Genomic DNA, 2,979 nt, shown 5'->3' with positions numbered 1-2,979 from the left:
GCTTATATGCGTAGTACTATCCCAGAAGAATTACATAATAATTTTAGTCAAATTAAAAGTGATGAATATTGTTTCGGAGATTTTTGCCCTAGAATAGGTTGGATAAATGAAAATGGTAAAATCGAATTTGATTTTGAATAAGCACTACAATGTAGCCATTATATCGTTAGCGAATGAGCTAATAGAATTTTGGGATATATCAAAACAGTACTTCATAAACATGCAAAATTGAGGGACATGTTTTAAATTTGACATAAGTGTTGATTTGAGTGACACCAAATATTAAAAAATTGATTTAAACGATTTTAATTTAAACGCCAAAAACATAAACATAGCTTCAAACCAAGATACTACACTCTCAGGCTCAAATATCAGCGCAGATGAGAGCTTAGATATAAAAGCTGATAATATAAATTTACTCCCAGCCTCATATAGCTTAGAGAGCTCATCTAAATTTAAAGACTCAGGCTTTGGAGACCTAATGAAGTCAAATGGCGAAGAGAGTAGCTCAAACTATAATCTTGCCATAAGCACACTATCAGCAAAAGATATAAGTCTAAACTCAAATACCATAAACGCTCTAGCTTCTATCATAGAGGCTACTAATGTAGATGTAAATACAAAGCTTTTAAATTTAGTCTCAGCAAAGAGCACATCTGTAAATACAAGCCTAAGCAACAACGCAGGAGTTTTAACAGCTACTGTAAAAAATAAAGGCAAGATAGAAGAGGTAGAAATCCCAGCTATCATCAAGGTAAAAGATAAATTTACACTAAATGGCAAGAATATAACTAATAAACTAGATGCCACAACCTTTAAAACTATAAACGACTCTTTAAACTCAGAGGAATTTAAAGAGGGAGTTATAAGAGAGCTAAGATCAAACTCAGATACTCCAATAGACGAAGAGACGATAAAACAAGTAAAAGCAGTTCTAAATTCTAAAGAGTGGGAAGATAATACCACTACTCTTAGTGGAATGGGAGCTCTAATAATAACAGCCATAGTTACATTTCTAACAGCAGGAGCTGGTGGTGCGGTAGCAGCAGGTGTTCTAGGTAGTGCAGCAGCAGCTAGCTCAACCGCAGGTTTAGCCATATCAGCTATGACAACAGCTGTCATAGCAAACTCAACAGTCCAGCTAACAAACAATCTCTTATCTCATGGCAAGGTAAAATTTGACGCATCATCCCTAGCTAAATCAGCCATTAGTGCAGGGGTAGGCTCATATGTTAGTAACTACATATCAAGCATAAGCACTCTAAGTAATACCAATATCATAAACACACCAACTTATACTTTCTCATATGCAGACCTACTAAGCTCCACATCAAACGCAGCAATAAACTCTGCTATCTATAAAACAAACTTTAAAGATGCACTACTATCAAATTTAATCTCTAAAGCAACAGATAATGCTTACAAGGCAGTAGGAAGCTACTCAAGCAATGAAGCAAATATAAACTCTAACCAATTATTTAAAGAATCAGATCTAGGCAAGATAGCTCTTCACTCAGCCGTAGGAGCACTATCAGCAAAATTGTCTCATGAAAACGTTGCAGCTGGTGCATTAAGCGGGGCAGTAAATGAAGCAATCTCTTCTGCACTACATAAAGATACATCAAATATGAGCACTAAAGAGATAGAAGCTTATAACAACAAACGCCTACTAGCATCTCAGCTAATAGGCATAATAGCTGGAGGCATAGCTAATGGCGATAAAGGAGCAAACACAGGCTATAAAATAACTACAAGTGCAGATTACTTATAATAGACAGCTTCATCAAAGAGAGATAGACTTTATAAACAATAAAAACAATATAGAAAGCTTTAAATCAAAGCTTCAAACTACAACAAATAAAATTTATAGTGATGATGAAGCAAAATCTATCCTAGCAAAAGCAGCAGTGTCTCTAACAGATAAATCATTTAATGAAACTTATAGACAAAGCCTAAGCTCAAATGATCTATATAATATAGAACTAGCAACAAATTTCATAAAGCAAAGTAGCTTTTATAATACAAGCCTAGATAATACAAATGCCTTTAACCCAGATAAGAAGCAATATGAGGATAGGTATATGTATGCTTCAAAGGCATATGATAATTCAGATTTTTACAAAAATAATTTGTATATTAAAACAAACCATGGCATATTAGATTATACAAAATCAACCATATATGGTCTAGGCGGATTTGCAGTAGGTGGGATTGAAGGACTTGCTGATATAGGAAATATTATCTTACATCCAGTAGATTCAATAAACGGTTTAAATAATGCTTTTTATCACCCTATCCTAACAGCCAAAAATGTAAATGCAAACATACAAGAATTTATGGCTGAAAATTTTGTAGATAGTGTCTTAGGTGATCAAAGCTCTATAAATTATAGAAGTTATCACGCACTAGGTGAAAATATAGGTTCTCTTGGAGCAGCTGGTAAAGTAGGACAAATAGCAAAAAATAGTAGCAAACTAGCAAATATTGGTAAAAATGGCGACAATATAGTTAAAAACAATAAACCAAGCGATACTAAATCGGCTACTACAAATTCAAATAATAACGCAAACAATTGGAACAATAATGGTAATGATGGAATAGTTCTTGCTGGGGGAAGTGAGATTGTAAATGATATTACAAAAGAAAGTATAGATATAAAATTGAATAACTATCTTTTAGACCCAACACATAAAACAGGAGCTACTAAGGCTCAATGGTTTAAAGAAGCATTGGGTTTTATAAAAACAAATGCCGATGATTTAGCAAGGCAAATCAAATTTGATGAAAAAGTAGCAATAAAAACTGAATTAACACAATATGGACAAAAATACGAACAAATTATTCCTATTGTTGGTGCTAATAGTAAAAACATTGATGTAAAATTTGTTTGGATAAAAAATAAAGATGGGAATATTAGGTTGATAACAGCTATTCCGACGAAAAAGTAGGATATAAAATGTTTAATGAACTAGATGTTGT

General features: G+C 33.2%; 2 protein-coding genes. Both read left to right on the top strand.

Annotation, left to right across the window (positions count from 1 at the left end; translation table 11 throughout):
* The first annotated feature begins 481 nt into the window (after positions 1–481).
* On the top strand, positions 482–1,771 hold the full coding sequence (locus G6W41_RS09970) for a DUF637 domain-containing protein (RefSeq protein WP_194171407.1): 1,290 nt from the start codon (positions 482–484) through the stop codon (positions 1,769–1,771).
* Complete coding sequence (locus G6W41_RS09965; protein ID WP_194171406.1) at positions 1,755–2,948, top strand: DUF6883 domain-containing protein; 1,194 nt, start codon at positions 1,755–1,757, stop codon at positions 2,946–2,948. Before G6W41_RS09970 ends, G6W41_RS09965 begins: the two co-directional genes overlap by 17 nt.
* Positions 2,949–2,979 lie beyond the last annotated feature (31 nt).

The organism is Campylobacter concisus, assembly GCF_015230035.1.
GTDB lineage: Bacteria > Campylobacterota > Campylobacteria > Campylobacterales > Campylobacteraceae > Campylobacter_A > Campylobacter_A concisus_BK.
Note: the sequence above shows the minus strand (reverse complement) of the source record. Positions and strands in the feature narration are given on the sequence as shown.